This is a genomic window from Bradyrhizobium sp. UFLA03-84 (assembly GCF_002289535.1).
GTDB lineage: Bacteria > Pseudomonadota > Alphaproteobacteria > Rhizobiales > Xanthobacteraceae > Bradyrhizobium > Bradyrhizobium viridifuturi.
In genome coordinates this window covers 625,157-640,765 of sequence record NZ_NSJY01000014.1, presented here as the reverse complement: position 1 = coordinate 640,765, position 15,609 = coordinate 625,157, and the positions used below count along the sequence as shown (strand labels likewise).

Sequence of the window (15,609 nt, the reverse complement as noted above, 5' to 3'; positions counted from 1 at the left end):
CATCTTGGCAGACTGGAGCGAGATCATCCTGCGCCTCGGCGCGGCCATGCTTGCCGGCGGCGCGATCGGGCTCGACCGCGACCTCCGCGGCAAGCCGATCGGCCTGAAGACGCTTGGTCTCGTCAGCCTCTCGACGGCCACGGTCGTGCTGCTGGCATTGCAGGCGGTTCAGCCCGGCCAGTTCACCGATGCGGTGAGCCGCGTGATCCAGGGCGTGCTGACCGGCATCGGATTTCTCGGCGCCGGCGTGATCGTGCGTCAGGGCGACCGCTCTCAGGTCCACGGCCTGACCAGCGCCGCATGCGCGTTCTTCGCCGCATGCGTCGGAATCGTCTGCGGCGCTGGGCACTGGCCGATCGTCCTCACCGCCCTTGCGCTGGCATTCCTGCTGCTAACCTTCGGCAGGCGGATCGAGCGATGGCTGCACCACGCGCTCGGCGGCAAGGACTATCCGCACAATTCGGAAGCCGCGCCGCCTCAATCGTCGGATGCCGGCCCGCACCAGCCGGGCAGATAGACCGCTGCCCCGCTGCGACCCAGCGCCAGTCCCTTCTCCAGCGCCTTGGCGAAATTGTTCTCCACCGTCTTGCGCGGGATGTGGCGACGCAGGAAATCGGCCCACAGGAATTCGCTGAACGGCGTCGTGTCCTTGGCGAAGCCGCCGGCCCGGCGCATCTCGCCGGCAAGGCTGCGGAATGGATCGTCCTTGAGATCCTTGATCGATTTCGGAATGTCCCTGAAGTGGCAGCGCTCACCCTTCGAGTTGTAGGGATAGACCCAGCGCTTGTTGTCCATCACGCCCCAGAACACGTCACGCTCGACCATGGTGAGATCGCCGATCACGGTGACCAGGATGTCCTTGACGCCCTCCTCGTGCAGCGCGCGCGCCATGTGATGGTGGTCGACCACATAGTAGCGATCGTCGGGACCATGGACCACCGGGATCATGTGCTTGCCCAGAAGCTCGGCGCGCTTCTTGTCCGATCTGTGCTCGCGCCAGCGCTTCCGCTTCTCCTTCACCTCCTGCATTCCGACCGTCATCTGGGTCGGTCGCAGTGACAGGATCGGGACCGGTTTGACGTAAGGCTCGCGCGTATGGGCCATGATTGTACTCCCGTTTGACCGGCACTCCGGAATGGGTTCCATTATGACATGATGTCTCAGGCAGACGAAAGAGCCGGTCCGGCGGAATGGCTTTGAGAGCAAGCGAACGCGTGAAGGCACGCACGGTCCGCCTCGGCAACCGCGAGGTCGTGACCGAGGGGCTGGAGCTCAGTTTCTGGGCGGACATCAGCCACCGTTGCATGACGGCATCGTGGCCCGCCTTTATCGGCGGTGCAGCATTGGTGTTCATCACCTTCAACGCTGTCTTCGCGCTGCTCTACTGGCTCGGCGATCATCCGATCGCCAACGTGCCTGACGGCCAGTACATCGACTACCTGTATTTCAGCATCGAAACACTCTCGACCGCCGGCTACGGCGACATGCACCCGCAGACCCACTACGGGCACTTCATCGCCGCCATCGAGCTCTTCACCGGCATCTTCTCGATGTCGTTGATGACGGGGCTGATCTTCGCCCGCTTCTCGCGGCCGAGCGCGCGGCTGCTGTTCGCCGACAACCCCGTGATCTCGAACCATGAGGGCGAGCTGACGCTGATGATCCGTCTTGCCAACGAGCGGCACAACATCATCGCCAATGCCACCGCACGGCTGTGGCTGTTCAAGAACGGCGTCAGCAAGGAAGGCACGCCATACCGCCGGTTCTACGAACTGCCGCTCGTGCGCAGCGAAAGCCCGGCGCTGGCGCTGAGCTGGACCCTGTTTCATGTGATCGACCAGGACAGCCCGCTCGCCGGCCTCGACGCCGCGGACCTGCAAGCCCTCAATGCCGGTCTCGGCCTCTTCGTGTCGGGCTATGACGACGTTGCAGCGCAAACCTTGCATGCGCGAAAATCTTATGAACATTCCGACGTCCGCTTCGGCCATCGCTATGCCGAGATCCTGCAGGCGACCGACGACGGCCGTCTGCGGATCGACTACAGTCGGTTCCACGAGACCATCGAAGGATAAATACCACCTCTGCGGGTATCAAGATTTTAGGTGTGAAACGCGCCGGACATGCTAAACATGAGCGGCGACGCGACCGGACGGACAACAGTGAAGACGCAGCGGCCAATTTCCTCGGAAGACGAGCACGTGGTGCTCAAATTCCGGCCGCGTACTTCGGCGCAGCCGCCGGGCAAGCGCGAGGACCCGATCCGATCGACCCGCCCGGCTTCCATCGCTCCCGTTTCCGTCGCCAACGACCTCTCCCGCTATGAGAAGCCGCGCGAGGAGCCGGATGACTTCCGCCAGCGCATGCTCGCCAATATCGCCGCCTTTGCCTTCACGGTGGCGCTGACCGCGATCGGTATCTGGCTCGCCATGAGCATCGCCGATCTGCGCAAGACCCAGGATTGCGTGCTGATGGGCCGCCGGGATTGCGCGAAGATTACGGTGATGCCGCGCACCTAGGCTGGCCGGAACCAGGCTCAAAAACCGTCCTGGCGAGGCCGGCCAAGCTCCATTGAACTAACGGCCCTGCTCCGATATACGGGCACACGACTCCCGGCAGCAGCAATAGGGCATTCCGGGGCAACGCGCCCGCCTCCTCCGAGTTGACCCGGAATTACCTTCAATATATCAAAGGCTTAATGATGTCTTCCACATTCGAGCAGATCGCCAACATTATTGCGGAGACCTGCGACATCCCGCGCGATACGATCAAGCCGGAGAGCCACGCGATCGACGATCTGGGGATCGACAGCCTCGACTTCCTGGACATCGCCTTCGCCATCGACAAGGCCTTCGGGATCAAGATGCCGCTCGAAAAGTGGACCCAGGAGGTCAACGACGGCAAAGCCACGACGGAGCAGTACTTCGTGTTGCAGAATCTCGCCGACCGCATCGACGAGTTGGTTGCGGCCAAGAACGCGGGCGCGGGCTCGGCCTCGTAATCGCCCGCCATGCAGCTTGAAACTTTTCAGCTGATCGATCGGATCGTCGAGCTCAACCTCGACGCAAAGACCATTGTCGTCGAGGCGTACGTTCCGCCGGCGAGCCATTCGGTGTTCGCCGGGCATTTCCCGGGCTATCCGATCATGCCCGGCGTGCTGCTCACCGAAGCGATGGCGCAGAGCTCGGGCTGGCTGATCCTCGGTCTGACCAAGTTCGAGCGCATGCCCTTCCTCGCCATGGTCAAGGAAGCCAAGATGCGCGGCTTCGTCAGCCCCGGCTCGACCCTGACGATCGACGCCAAGATCGAACACGAAGGTTCAGGCTTCACTGTGACCTCGGCGAAGGTCCGTGTCGGCAAGGAGCTCAAATGCAATGCCGAGCTGACCTTCCGTCATATCCCCTTCCCCAACCCGGACTTGCGCGTGCACATGGATGCGATGGCCAACAGGATCGGGTTTCCGCAGCAGGCAATGAGTAATGGCTGAGAAGGAAGTCTGGATCACCGGCGTCGGCCTGCTCTCCTCGCTCGGCGAGGGACTGGACGCGCATTGGCAGGCGCTCGGTGAGAAGCGCGTCAATGCCGACGACAAGCGTCTTGCGCCCTACGTGATCCATCCGATCGCCCCCGTCAGCTTCGACGCCCAGATCCCGAAGAAGGGCGATCAGCGCCAGATGGAGACGTGGCAGCGCATCGGCACCTATGCCGCCGGGCTGGCGCTCGATTCCGCCGGCGTCAAAGGCAATCAGGAAATCCTGTCGCGGATGGACATGATCATCGCTGCCGGTGGCGGCGAGCGTGACCTCAATGTCGACCTCGCGATCATGAACGCCGATGCGCAGGGCAAGCTGCCGCCCGCCCTGCTCAACGAGAAGCTGATGAACGAACTGCGCCCGACGCTGTTCCTGGCCCAGCTCTCCAATCTGCTCGCCGGCAATATCGCGATCGTTCATGGCGTGTGCGGGACGTCGCGCACCTTCATGGGCGAGGAAGCCTCGAGCATCGACGCCGCGCGGATCGCGGTCGCGCGCATCGGCGCCGGACAGAGCGACATCGCGCTGGTCGGCGCCGCCCATAATGGCGATCGCGGCGACCTCTTGATGCTGTATTCGTTCGGCGACTTTGCCCTCAAGGATCGATACGCGCCGGTCTGGGCCCGCAGGAATCACCCGGGCTTTGCCATCGGGTCCGCCGGCGCCTTCCTGGTGATGGAATCGCGCGAGCACGCCGAGGCGCGCGGCGCCAAGCCGTATGCCAAGCTGACCAAGGTGGTCGCCGATCTTGCCAAGCGCAAGCAGCCCGGCGCGGTGACGAAGTCGCTGCGGGCGATGTGGCCGCAGCTCGGGGTCAGCAACGACAACGCCGTGCTGATCACGGGCGCGACCGGCGCCGAGCCTGCGACCAGCGAAGAGCGCGAATTCCTCGGGCAACATCCCGGCCTTGCCGTGCGCGCCACCGGGACGACCTTTGGGCACACCATGGAGGCCCAGTTCCCGCTCGGGCTCGCGCTGGCCGCGCTCTCGATTTCCCGCGGCGCACTCTATCCGGCCAACGACCCGACCGGGTTGGAGGTTGAAAAGACCGAAGCGCCAACCCAAATTGTCGTATTGGGGGTCGGCCACTGGCAGGGCGAAGGCATGGCACTGGTCGAGGCCGTCAAGTAATTCTGCGCAAGCACCGACGGGGACACCATGACAGCACCACGCGATAAATTCGGCCGACCGATCGTCGTCGTGACCGGCATGGGAATCGTGACGTCGCTCGGCGGCGGCAAAGCCGACAATTGGAAGCGCCTCACCGCCGGCGAGTCCGGCATCAAGACCGTGACGCGCTTCCCGCTCGACAGCCTGAAGACGACGATGGCCGGCGCCGTCGATTTCGTCACCGTCGATCCGTTCTCCTCAACCAGCCTGTCGCAACGTCTCGCCGAGATCGCGACTGAAGAGGCCCTGGAGCAATCCGGCATCGGCAACAAGGGCGACTTCCCCGGCCCGTTGTTTCTCGCGGTCGCGCCGATCGAAACCGAGTGGCCGCAGCGGCTCGAAATCGCGCGCGAGGTTCCGGCCAAGGACTTTGGCATCATCGATTATCTGGCGACCTGCAGCGGCGGCAAGTTTGCGCACTTCCACCGGCGCTTCACCTTCGGTTCGGTCGCGCTCAACCTCGCCGAGACCTTCGGCACCAAGGGGTCGCCGATCTCGCTCTCGACGGCTTGCGCGTCCGGCGCGACCGCAATCCAGCTCGGCGTCGAGGCGATCCGCCGCGGCGAAACCGATGCAACGCTGTGCGTCGCGACCGACGGCTCGGTCAATCCCGAAGCCATGGTGCGCTTCTCGCTGCTCTCGGCTCTCTCGACCCAGAACGATCCGCCGCAGGGGGCCTCAAAGCCGTTCTCGAAGAACCGCGACGGCTTCGTGATGGCCGAAGGCGCCGGCGCGCTGGTGCTCGAGAGCTACGAGGCCGCGATGGCGCGCGGCGCGCGCATCCTGGGCGTCGTCGCCGGCTGCGGCGAGCTCACCGACTCCTTCCATCGCACCCGCTCGGCCCCCGACGGCAAACCGGCGATCGGCTGCGTGCGCAAGACGCTCGCGGATGCCGGGATGGAGCCCGAGCAGATCGACCACATCAACGCGCACGGCACCTCGACGCCGGAAAACGACAAGATGGAATATCTTGCCACCTCGGCAGTGTTCGGCGAACACACCAAAAACATCCCGGTGTCGTCGAACAAGTCGATGGTCGGCCACACCATCTCGGCCGCCGGCGCAGTCGAGGCGATCTTCTCGCTGCTCACGCTCGAGCATCAGCGGATCCCGCCGACGATCAATTACGAGGTCCCCGATCCCGCGATCCCGTTCGACGTGGTCGGCAACAAGGCGCGCGACGCCAAGGTGACTGCCGTGATGTCGAACTCGTTCGGATTCGGCGGGCAGAACGCCTCGCTGATCCTGACGCGCGAGCCGGCTTAGGCCCGCGCCCTCGCCTCGATGAAACGCCTGATCCTTCGCACCAGGGCGCAGCTGCGCGACGCTGCCAAGCCCGTGACCAATGTCGCCATTGGCGCGTTGACGACCGGGCTGCTGCGTACCACGCGCTATTTCGATCCGGAGAAGACCGCACGATTCTTCGGCCATGCCGCGCATTTCATCGGCCGCCGGCTGCGCGAGGATCGCATCGGCCGCGAGAACCTCAAGGCGGCCTTCCCGGAGAAGTCACCGCAGGAAATCGAGGAGATCCTGACTGGCGTCTGGCACAACCTCGGACGCATCGGCGCCGAATTCGCGCATATCGACCGCATCTGGGACCATGATCCCGGCAATCCCGACAAGCCGGGCCGCGTCGAATTCTCCGCGCGCAGCAAGCAGCTGTTCGACCAATTGCGTGACGACGGCAAGCCGGCGCTGTTCTTCGCCGCGCATCTCGGCAACTGGGAGCTCTCGCCAATTGCCGCCGCCGCGCACGGGCTCGACGCCACCATCCTGTTCCGGCGGCCGAACATCGAGGCCGCCGATCGCGCCATCGAACGCATCCGCGCCGTCAATCTGGGCACGCTGGTCCCGGCCGGCCGCGACGCGCCGCTCAAGCTGGCGCAGGCGCTGAAGAACGGCCAGCACGTCGCGATGCTGGTCGACCAGTATCTGACCAACGGCGTTCCCGTGACCTTCTTCGGCCGCAAGACCACCGCGAACCCGCTGCTGGCGCGCCTGCGCCGGCAGATCGATTGCCCGATCCACGGCACGCGGATCATCCGCCTGCCCGACGGCCGTTTCCGCGGTGAGGTCACCGAGGAAGTGAAGCCGTTGTTCGACGCATCCGGCCAGATCGACATCCAGGGCACGATGCAGGCGATCACCGACATCGTCGAAGGCTGGGTCCGCGAATATCCGGATCAATGGCTCTGGCTGCACCGCCGCTGGCGGTAAGGCTTGTCGCAAATCCAACCGCGTCATTGCGAGCCAACGGGTCGCGCGAACGCGCGCCCGATGACAGGCTCCGCGAAGCAATCCATTCGTCCGTTTGCGAAGCTGCGGATTGCTCCGTCGCTACGCTCCTCGCAATTGACGGATAGACCTATTTCCCCGTCTTCACGCGGGTCCACAGCCGGTTGATGATCCGCTGCGTCGCCGGATCGCGCGCCGTGATTACGAACAGCTTCTTCTGCATCGCCTCGTCGGGATAGATGTTCTTGTCGTTGAAGATCTTCGGATCGATCAGCTTCTGGCTCGCCAGATTGCCGTTGGCGTAGGACAGGAAGTTCGAATTCTTCGCCGCGACCTCGGGGCGGTAGAGGTAGTTGATCAGCTCATAGGCCTCGGCGACGTTCTTGGCATCGGCGGGGATCGCGAGATTGTCGAAGAACATCTGCGCACCCTCCTTCGGGATCGTGTAGCCGATCTCGACGCCGGTCTTGGCTTCCGCCGCCCGGCTGCGCGCCTGCATGATGTCGCCAGACCATCCGACGACGAAGCAGATTTCGCCCGAGGCCAGCGCGCTGAGATATTCGGACGAATGAAATTTGCGCACATAAGGCCGGATCTTGATGACGAGATCGGCGGCCTTCTCGAGGTCAGCCTGCTTGGTCGAGTTCGGATCGAGGCCGAGATAGCTCAGCGCCGCCGGCAGGATGTCGTCGGCGGAATCCAGCATGTGGATGCCGCAATCCTTGAACTTGGCGAGGTTCTCCGGCTTGAACACCATGTCCCAGCTGTCGATCTTCGCGTCAGGACCGAGGATCTTCTCCGCCATCTTCACATTGTAGCCGATGCCGGTGGTGCCCCACATGTAGTTGGCGCCGTAATTGTTGCCGGGATCATAGGTCGCGAGCTGCCCCGTCACGACGGGCCAGGCATTGGCAAGATTCGGCAGCTTCGACTTGTCGAGCTTGAGGAACACCTTCGCCGTGATCTGGCGCTGCAGGAAATAGCCGGTCGGCACCACGACGTCGTAGCCCGACTTGCCGGCGAGCAGCCGCGTTTCCAGCGTCTCGTTGGCGTCGAACGTGTCGTAGACGACCTTGATGCCGGTTTCCTTGGTGAAGTCCTCGAGGACTTCCGGCGCCATGTAGTTCGACCAGTTGTAGAAGTTGACCGTGCGCTCCTCCGCACTGGCGGAGGTAGCGAACAACAGAACCGTGGCGATCGCACCGACGAGGCTGACGAGACGACGGTCCTGCTTCTGCATTCTGGTCTACCTCTTGCGACGATGAACGGCGTCGGACAACCGCTCAAGCGCGGTGTCGAGCGTCGAGTCCTTCTTGGCGAAACAGAACCGCACCACCGACGTCACCGCATCCTGCTCGTAAAACGCCGACACAGGAATAGCCGCGACCTTGTAATCCCTTACAATTCGCCAGCAGAACTCCGCATCGGTCTCGTTGAGCCCGAGCGGCGATAGATCGACGGTGAGGAAGTAGGTCCCCTGCGACTTCAGCACCGGAAACCCGATGCGCTCGAGTCCTTTGGTGAGACGATCGCGGCTCCGCGCCATGTCCCTGCGCATGTCGAGGAAGTAGTCGTCCGGCTTGCCGAGGCCGTACGCGACCGCTGCCTGCAGATTGGGCGCCGTCGTGAAGGTGAGGAACTGGTGCACCTTGGCGGCGACGCGCAGCAGCGGCGGCGCGGCGCAGACGAAGCCGATCTTCCATCCCGTCAGCGAGAAGATCTTGCCGGCGCTGCCGACCTTGATGGTGCGGTCGCGCATGCCGGGGATCGTGATCAGCGGGATGTGCTCGCGGCCGTCGAACACGACGTGCTCCCAGACCTCGTCGCAGATCGCGACCACGTCGAACTCCTGACAGAACCGCGCCAGCAGTTCGAGGTCCTCGCGCGGATAGACCACCGCCGCCGGGTTCAGCGGATTGTTGAACAGCACCGCCTTGGTCTTGTGGTTGAAGACGCTGCGCAGCATCTCCTCGTTCAGCCGCCACTCCGGCGGCTCGAGCCGCAACAGGCGTGGAATGCCGCCGGCCTGGCGGATGATCGGCAGGTAGGAATCATAGACCGGCTGGAAGCACACCACCTCGTCGCCCGGCTCGACCAGGGAGAGGATCGAGGAGGTCAGCGCCTCGGTGCCGCCGGACGTCACCATCACCTCGGTCATCGGATCGAGCTTGAGCCCGTGCCAGTGGCCGTAATGCGATGCGATCGCCTGACGCAGTTCCGGAATGCCCATCATCGACGGGTACTGGTTGTAGCCGTTGATGGACGCGTCCGCGGCGGCGCGGCGGATGTCCTCCGGTCCGGGATCGTCGGGAAAGCCCTGGCCGAGATTGATGGCGTTGTTGTCGCGCGCAGCCTGCGACATCGCCTCGAAGATCGTGACGGGAAGGTCTGCGAAGACCTTGTTCATGGAGGTCATGTCAGGGATCAGCCGCCCGCCTTGGTCGTCAGTCCCGCCGCCTTCCAGCCGATCATGCCGCCCGCCAGGTGCTTGTCATAGGGCAGGCCCGCGGCCTGAGCGGCCAGCGAGGCGGTCACCGAGCGCTTGCCGGAGCGGCAGGCGAACACCACCTGCTTGCCTTGCGGATCGGGAATCGCTGCTGGATCGAACGTCGACAGCGGCACTACGACGCCGTCGGGATAGGCCTCGACGGCAACCTCATTGGGCTCGCGGACATCGACCAGGAGATAGCGGCCTTCCGCTATGCCCTTCGACACCTCGTCCGGAAACAAATCTTCCACCTTGTGGTCCGCCACGGAAATATCCTCCCGACTGTCCGATTGGCGAGCGTCGCGCGGCTCGCCGGTCCGGGCCGCAAACTCGCCCCTTGCGTCGAGAAAATCAAGCGCCCGAAACGGGTTAGATATCGCGCGGAAATGGCGCGTCGTGGCCCCTAGATCGTGACTTGCGTACCGACCTCGACCACCCGCCCGGTCGGGATCTGGAAATAGTCGGTGGCATCGTTCGAGGAGCGGCTCAGCGCGATGAACAGATGGTCCTGCCAGCTCGGCATGCCCGAATGCGCCGCCGGCTTCAGCGCGCGGCGGGACAGGAAGAACGAGGTCGACATGATGTCGAACTGCCAGCCGAGCTTGCGGGCGATGGCCAGCGTCTTCGGCACGTTGGGCTGCTCCATGAAGCCGAATTTCAGCGTCACCTTGGAGAAGGTCTCGGTCAGCTGCTCCATCCGCACCCGCTCGGACGGATCGATGCGCGGCGTCGGCGCGGTCTCGATGGTGAGGATGACGTTCTTCTCGTGCAGCACCTTGTAGTGCTTGAGGCTGTGCATCAGCGCGGTCGGCGCGCTGACGGGATCGCTGGTCAGGAACACGGCGGTGCCGGACACGCGCTGCGGCGGCCGCTTCTCCAGCATCGCGACGAGATCGGCAAGCGGGAATTCCAGCTTGCGCGACTTCTCGAACAGCAGCCGGCTGCCGCGCCGCCAGGTGTACATCACCACGATCATGGCCCCGCCGAGCGCCAGCGGCACCCAGCCGCCCTCGAACACCTTGAGCAGGTTGGCGGCCAGGAACGTGATGTCGAGGAACAGGAATGGCGCGACCAGCGCGGCGGCAGCGATCGGCGACCATCTCCAGACCCGCCAGATCACCACAAAGCCCATCATCGCCGTCACCACCATGGTGCCGGTCACCGAGATGCCGTAGGCCGACGCCAGCGCGCTCGACGAGCGGAACATCAGCACCAGCACGATCACCGCGATGAATAGGAAACGGTTGATGCGCGGCATGTAGATCTGGCCGGAATGGGCTTCCGAGGTGTGGCGGATCTCGAACCGCGGCAGCAGGCCGAGCTGGATCGCCTGCCGCGTCAGCGAATAGGCGCCTGTGATGACCGCCTGGCTCGCGATCACGGTCGCCAGGGTCGCAAGCGCGACCATCGGGATCAGCGCCCAGTCCGGGAACATCAGGAAGAACGGGTTCTCGATGCCCTTGGGGTCGCCGATCAGGAGCGCCCCCTGCCCGAGATAGTTCAGCGCCAGCGACGGCAGCACGATGAACAGCCACGCGGTCTGGATCGGGCGTTTGCCGAAATGGCCGAGGTCGGCATAGAGCGCCTCCGCGCCGGTCACGGCGAGGAACACGGCACCGAGCGTGATGAAGCCGATCACGCCATGATGCAGCATGAACGACACCGCAAGGATCGGATTGAGCGCGTACAGCACCTCGGGATGCCGCACGATCTGCGGCAGCGCCGCGATCGCGATCACGGCGAACCACACGCACATCACCGGTCCGAAGAAGGCGGCGACGCGCGCGGTGCCGCGCGACTGCACCGCGAACAGCACGACCAGGATCACCACCGTGAGCGGGACGACATAGGGATCGAATGTCGAGGTGACGAGCTTGATGCCCTCGATCGCGGACAGCACCGAAAGCGCCGGCGTGATCACGGCATCGCCATAGAACAGCGCTCCGCTGATGATGCCGAGCAGCACGATGGCGCCGGCGCCCTTGGTGGCCACGCGCTGCGCCAGCGCCATCAGCGCCAGCGTACCACCCTCGCCGTTGTTGTCGGCGCGGAGTAGGATCACGACGTATTTCAGCGTGACGACCACGATCAGCGCCCACAGGATCAGCGACACCACGCCGAGCACCGCATGCGTCGTCACACCGCCCTCGCCGCCGGCCGCCGCCACGACGGCTTCGCGCAGCGCGTAAAGCGGGCTGGTGCCGATGTCGCCATAGACGACACCGATGCTGCCGAGCATCAGCGCCTTGAAGGTGGCGGTTGAATGCGCCTCGCCATGGCCATTTGCCGCGGGCGTTTCCGCCGCGGTGATCGCACTCTCGGATGACATGGGAAGTCGCGCCTCTGTCTTCTGCCGCACTGCACAATGCCGGTTGCAGGCCTATACTCCCGGCAGGAATGCATAGGTTAGCACGGATTCAGGCCTCCACCATGCGTATCACGCATAGATCACGGCTTTTCAACGCCGGAATTCGCTGTTGGCTCAAATAGTTACCTGGGTACCCACTTCAACCACCCGGCCGGTCGGGATCTGGAAATAGTCGGTGGCATCGTTGGCGGACCGGCTCATCGCGATGAACAGGTGGTCCTGCCACTGCGGCATCCCGGACTGGGCCGACGGCTTCAGCGAACGGCGCGACACGAAGAACGAGGTCGACATGATGTCGAACTGCCAGCCGAGCTTACGCGCAACCGCCAGCGCCTTCGGCACGTTCGGCGACTCCATGTAGCCGAAGCGCAGCCGCACCGCGGTGAACTTGTCGCTGACCTTCTCCATGTTGACGCGCTCGGAAATGTCGACGCGCGGCGTCGGTGCGGTCTCGATGGTCAGGATTACATTGTGCTCGTGCAGGACCTTGTTGTGCTTGAGATTGTGCAGCAGCGCGGTCGGCACGAAGCTCGGGTCGCTGGTCAGGAACACCGCGGTGCCCTTGACGATGTGCGGCGGCCGCTTCTCCAGACTGTGGATCAGGTCGCGCAGCGGCACCTCGATGCGGCGGGTCTTGGCGACCAGGATCGCAGCGCCCCGGCGCCAGGTCCAGATCATCGTCGCCATCACGACGCCGAACAGCAGCGGCACCCAGGCGCCCTCGAACAGCTTCAGCAGGTTGGCGCTGAAGAAGGTCATGTCGACGATCACGAACGGCAGGATCAATGCGGCCGCCGACGCCACGCGCCAGTTCCACAGCTTCCAGATCACGATGAAGCCCATGATGCCGTCGGCGACCATCGTGGTGGAGACCGCGATGCCGTAGGCCGAGGCGAGCCCGCTCGAGGTGCGGAACAGCAGCACCAGCAGCAGCACGCCGATCAGCAGCAGCCGGTTGACGCGCGGCAGATAGATCTGCCCGGCATGGGTCTCCGAGGTGTAGCGGACCTCGAAGCGCGGCAACAGCCCGAGCTGCACCGCCTGGCTGATCAGCGAATAGGCGCCGGTGATGACCGCCTGGCTCGCGATTACGGTTGCCGCAGTGGCGAGCCCGACCAGCGGCAGCAGCAGCACGTCCGGCACCATGCGATAGAACGAGTTCTCGATCGCGGCGGGATCGGACAGCACCAGCGCGCCCTGCCCGAAATAGTTCAGCAGCAGCGATGGCAGCACGAAGAACAGCCAGCCGGACTGGATCGGCTTGCGGCCGAAATGCCCGAGATCGGCGTACAGCGCCTCGCCGCCGGTCACCGCGAGGAACACCGCGCCCAATGTCACCAGGCCGACAGTGCCGTGGGTCAGCATGAATTGGAGCGCATAATAGGGATTGATCGCCGCCAGCACCGACGGATCGTCCATGATGTGGACGAGGCCCATCACCGCGAGCGAGGCGAACCACACCACCATGACCGGCCCGAACGCGGAGGCGACGCGCGCGGTCCCGTTGCGCTGCACCGCGAACAGCAGGACCAGGATCAGGATCGTCAGCGGCACCACATAGTGCTCGAGATGCGGCGTGGCGAGCTTGAGGCCCTCGACCGCCGACAGCACCGAGATCGCCGGCGTGATCATGGAATCGCCGATGAACATCGAGGCGCCGACCACGCCGAGCGCGAGGAGCGGCCAACTGCGCCGGCCGATTGCGCGCTGGCCGAGCGCCATCAGCGAGAGCGTGCCGCCCTCGCCATTGTTGTCGGCGCGCAGCAGCAGCAGCACATATTTTGCGGTGACGACGGTGAACAGCGCCCACAGGATCAGGCTGAGCACGCCGAGCACCATGATGCGGGTGACCGGCTGGCCGTGCGCGGCGCCGCCGACCGCCTCCCGGAATGCGTAGAGCGGCGAGGTTCCGATATCGCCGAACACCACCCCGATGCTGCCCAGCGTCAGGGCCCAGAAGCCGGAGGTGACCTTACCCTCCTGGGCTTCGGTTGATGAAACGCTGACGGCCATGGCGAGGTTGGAACGCCCGATCGGTTGATTTGATGCGCGCGGCTATCGACGCTTCCGCTCCGGCTGTCAACCGAGCACAAGGTCACCCTTGCGGTAGCATGGTAACCCGGAGTTACGGCTTTAGATCCGGTGGCAACGGGGGATTTTCCCGCATCAACGTGATCGTCACGCGACGGTTCGCCGGCAGCGTCGGATCGTCGGGAAACAGCGGCTGGCCGTCTGCCTTGCCGGAAACCGCGAAAATGTGCGACGGCGGCAGGCCTTCCCGCTCCAGGATCTGCCGCACCGCGTTGGCGCGGTCGGCGGACAGGTCGAAGGCGTCATAATCGCTGCGCGCCGGCACGAAGCCTGCGGCTGTATGCCCCACGATCGAGATCCGCAGCGGCGTCGCCTTCAAGGGCGCGGCGAGCTTCTGGATCAGCCGGCGGGTGCGCTCATACGGCTCCCTCGAACCGTCGGCGAACATCGAGCGGCCGTCCTGGTCGACGATCTCGAGGTTGAGCCCCTCCTTGGTCTCCTCGAACATGATGTTCTTGGAGATTTCGGTGAGCTCCGGCATGTCCTGCAGGGCCTGCCGGAGCGAAGCGGAGGCGAGTGCGAATTCGCGGTCGATCTTCAGCCGCGCGCCGTTGATCTGGCTGCGCTCCTTCTCGTCCGGCGTCGGGTTGGCCGAGGACTCCTCCGGCGAGATGTGCTCGACATTCTTCAGCTTCGGCCGGGTCGGCAGTCCGTCGGACTCGACGATCCCTGAATAGCGCACATTGGTCTGCACGCCGAAGGCGTCGCGCATCGAACCGGCGACGATCTTCAGCTTGTTGTTGTCCATGGTCGAGAACGCTACGAGCATCACGAAGAAGCTCATCATCAGGCCCATCAGGTCGGCGAAGGTCACGAACCAGCCGTGACCTCCGGTATGGGCGTCGCCGCGCTTTTTCTTGGCCATTGTCGCGTTTCCCGAAAGCGCCGGCCGGTCAGGCCGGCACCGGCTCGCCTTCCTCGTGGCGATGCTTCTCCGGCAGATAGGCCAGCAGCATCTCGCGCACCAGCGCCGGGCTCTTGGAATCGCGGATCATCAGGATCCCGTCGATGATCAGCGTACGGTTGGTCTCCTCGTCGAGCAGCTTGCCGTGCAGCTTGTCCGCGATCGGCAGGCAGAACAGGTTGGCGACCAGCGCGCCGTACAGCGTCGCGAGCAGCGCGGTCGCCATGAACGGGCCGAGCTTGGAAGGGTCGGTCATGTTGGCGAACATCTGCACCATGCCGATCAGCGTGCCGATCATGCCGAAGGCCGGCGCGCAGTCGCCGATCGCGCGATAGATCTTGCTGCCCTCGTCGAGGTGCATCAGGAAATTGTCGCGGTCGCGCTCCATGTTGTCGCGGATGAATTCGAGGTCGTAGCCGTCGGCGACGTAGCGGATGCCCTTGGCGAGGAACGGCTCGTCGGTCTCGACCTTTTCCAGGCCGACCGGGCCCTGCTTGCGGGCGATCTCGGCGATGCGGGCGAGCTCCTCGACGAGGTCGCGCGCCGACAGCCGGCTCATCGTGAAGGCGAACTTGGCGCCGAGCGGCAGGCCATGCAGCATCACGCCGAGCGGAAAGCGGATCATCGTCGCTGCAATCGAACCGCCGAAGATGATGATCATGGCATGTTCGGAAATGAACATGTGCAGGTCGCCGCCCATGAACATCATCACCGCGATGACGATGATGCCGGCCAGCAGCCCGGCGCCTGTCATGATATCCATGAAAAACTCCAACGCGAACGCAACCCGCCTGTCCTGGACGGCGCGCAGCCCGAGGCG

The 15,609-nt window shown here is 64.5% G+C and carries 16 protein-coding genes; 8 read left to right on the top strand and 8 right to left on the bottom strand.

All coding sequences use genetic code 11. The features are described 5' to 3' along the window. Window positions 1-4 precede the first annotated feature (4 nt). Complete coding sequence (locus CK489_RS24540) at window positions 5-517, top strand: MgtC/SapB family protein (protein ID WP_050627036.1); 513 nt, start codon at window positions 5-7, stop codon at window positions 515-517. Here CK489_RS24540 and CK489_RS24535 read toward each other — a convergent pair. Continuing rightward, complete coding sequence (locus CK489_RS24535) at window positions 478-1,104, bottom strand: ParB-like protein (protein WP_095734115.1); 627 nt, start codon at window positions 1,102-1,104, stop codon at window positions 478-480. The two genes, CK489_RS24540 and CK489_RS24535, sit on opposite strands and share 40 nt — an antisense overlap. Before the next feature lie 110 nt (window positions 1,105-1,214). On the opposite strand from CK489_RS24535, the gene CK489_RS24530 reads away from it, so the two are divergent. From CK489_RS24530 to CK489_RS24500, 7 genes are all read left to right on the top strand, one after another. Further along, the gene (locus CK489_RS24530) at window positions 1,215-2,072 is read left to right on the top strand and encodes an ion channel (RefSeq protein ID WP_244486008.1); all 858 of its coding nucleotides are present in this window, start codon (window positions 1,215-1,217) and stop codon (window positions 2,070-2,072) included. Between the two features lie 87 nt (window positions 2,073-2,159). After that, window positions 2,160-2,516 carry a hypothetical protein gene (locus CK489_RS24525; protein ID WP_095734643.1) on the top strand — a complete coding sequence of 119 codons (357 nt, stop codon included), beginning with the start codon at window positions 2,160-2,162 and terminating at the stop codon, window positions 2,514-2,516. A 182-nt stretch (window positions 2,517-2,698) separates the two neighbouring features. Continuing rightward, window positions 2,699-2,998 (top strand): acyl carrier protein, encoded by a 300-nt coding sequence (locus CK489_RS24520; protein WP_050419055.1) that lies wholly within the window; start codon window positions 2,699-2,701, stop codon window positions 2,996-2,998. A gap of 9 nt (window positions 2,999-3,007) precedes the next feature. Continuing rightward, a complete protein-coding gene (locus CK489_RS24515; protein WP_050627038.1) occupies window positions 3,008-3,484 on the top strand; it encodes a 3-hydroxyacyl-ACP dehydratase FabZ family protein in 477 nt (158 codons plus the stop codon). After that, complete coding sequence (locus CK489_RS24510; RefSeq protein ID WP_095734114.1) at window positions 3,477-4,661, top strand: beta-ketoacyl-ACP synthase; 1,185 nt, start codon at window positions 3,477-3,479, stop codon at window positions 4,659-4,661. The genes CK489_RS24515 and CK489_RS24510 overlap by 8 nt, the downstream gene beginning before the upstream one ends. A gap of 27 nt (window positions 4,662-4,688) precedes the next feature. Further along, complete coding sequence (locus CK489_RS24505) at window positions 4,689-5,966, top strand: beta-ketoacyl-ACP synthase (RefSeq protein ID WP_050627040.1); 1,278 nt, start codon at window positions 4,689-4,691, stop codon at window positions 5,964-5,966. A gap of 18 nt (window positions 5,967-5,984) precedes the next feature. Then, the gene (locus CK489_RS24500) at window positions 5,985-6,920 is read left to right on the top strand and encodes a lipid A biosynthesis lauroyl acyltransferase (RefSeq protein ID WP_095734113.1); all 936 of its coding nucleotides are present in this window, start codon (window positions 5,985-5,987) and stop codon (window positions 6,918-6,920) included. 148 nt (window positions 6,921-7,068) lie between these two features. Here CK489_RS24500 and CK489_RS24495 read toward each other — a convergent pair whose 3' ends face one another. The 7 genes from CK489_RS24495 to CK489_RS24465 all read right to left on the bottom strand — a co-directional run bounded on the left by CK489_RS24495 (window position 7,069) and on the right by CK489_RS24465 (window position 15,552). Continuing rightward, on the bottom strand, window positions 7,069-8,178 hold the full coding sequence (locus CK489_RS24495) for a polyamine ABC transporter substrate-binding protein (protein WP_095734112.1): 1,110 nt from the start codon (window positions 8,176-8,178) through the stop codon (window positions 7,069-7,071). Window positions 8,179-8,184: 6 nt separating this feature from the next. Further along, window positions 8,185-9,354 carry an aminotransferase gene (locus tag CK489_RS24490; protein ID WP_198961013.1) on the bottom strand — a complete coding sequence of 390 codons (1,170 nt, stop codon included), beginning with the start codon at window positions 9,352-9,354 and terminating at the stop codon, window positions 8,185-8,187. An 8-nt stretch (window positions 9,355-9,362) separates the two neighbouring features. Further along, on the bottom strand, window positions 9,363-9,692 hold the full coding sequence (locus CK489_RS24485) for a rhodanese-like domain-containing protein (RefSeq protein WP_095734110.1): 330 nt from the start codon (window positions 9,690-9,692) through the stop codon (window positions 9,363-9,365). 137 nt (window positions 9,693-9,829) lie between these two features. Continuing rightward, window positions 9,830-11,755 (bottom strand): potassium transporter Kup, encoded by a 1,926-nt coding sequence (locus CK489_RS24480; protein ID WP_095734109.1) that lies wholly within the window; start codon window positions 11,753-11,755, stop codon window positions 9,830-9,832. 153 nt (window positions 11,756-11,908) lie between these two features. Continuing rightward, entirely contained in the window at window positions 11,909-13,807 is a 1,899-nt protein-coding gene (locus CK489_RS24475) for a potassium transporter Kup (protein WP_095734108.1), read from the bottom strand. 112 nt (window positions 13,808-13,919) lie between these two features. Beyond that, window positions 13,920-14,750, bottom strand: coding sequence for an OmpA/MotB family protein (locus tag CK489_RS24470; RefSeq protein WP_050627046.1), 831 nt, complete (start codon window positions 14,748-14,750; stop codon window positions 13,920-13,922). Window positions 14,751-14,778: 28 nt separating this feature from the next. After that, the gene (locus CK489_RS24465) at window positions 14,779-15,552 is read right to left on the bottom strand and encodes a motility protein A (protein WP_050418782.1); all 774 of its coding nucleotides are present in this window, start codon (window positions 15,550-15,552) and stop codon (window positions 14,779-14,781) included. Window positions 15,553-15,609 lie beyond the last annotated feature (57 nt).